Here is a 485-nt window from a genome sequence, read left to right as displayed (position 1 = left end):
AGCCAGGCCCTGCAGCTGGAGGCGGCCGGCATGGTGGTGCGCGTCATGGGGCCAGGCAGCTGGATCGGAGAGCTCAGCCTGCTGGACGGCGGCCCACGTTCGGCCAGCTGTGTGGCCAGCACCGAACTGCGGCTGGCCGCCCTGGGCCGCGACGAGCTGGAGCGCCTGATGGACGAGCACCCGGCGGTGGCGAGCCGTTTGTTGCTGACCTTGGCGCAGCGCATGGCGGGCCACCTGCGGGACCTGACCCGCAAGCTGCAGCTGTTTGCCCAGATGAACCGGACCTTGAACCAGGCCCTGGACGCGCCCGCCGACGCCACGCCAACGGTGGATTGGCCCGCGATCGACGACGCGGATTGAAGTGGCAGCGGCGCACTGCGCGCCGCCAATCCTCACATCCCCGCGTAATTGGGCCCGCCGCCGCCCTCGGGCGTGACCCAGACGATGTTCTGCGTCGGGTCCTTGATGTCGCAGGTCTTGCAGTG

Annotated in this window: 2 protein-coding genes; one reads left to right on the top strand and one right to left on the bottom strand. The window is 70.1% G+C overall.

Features of this window, described 5'->3' with window-relative positions:
- Positions 1 to 360 (top strand): Crp/Fnr family transcriptional regulator (locus HA630_RS00330; protein WP_166831996.1); only part of this gene is annotated, 360 nt, incomplete at its 5' end.
- Between the two features lie 32 nt (positions 361 to 392).
- Here HA630_RS00330 and HA630_RS00325 read toward each other — a convergent pair.
- Positions 393 to 485 (bottom strand): 4Fe-4S dicluster domain-containing protein (locus HA630_RS00325; protein ID WP_157826905.1); only part of this gene is annotated, 93 nt, incomplete at its 5' end.

The organism is Aquabacterium sp. A08 (assembly GCF_011742065.1).
Note: the sequence above shows the minus strand (reverse complement) of the source record. Positions and strands in the feature narration are given on the sequence as shown.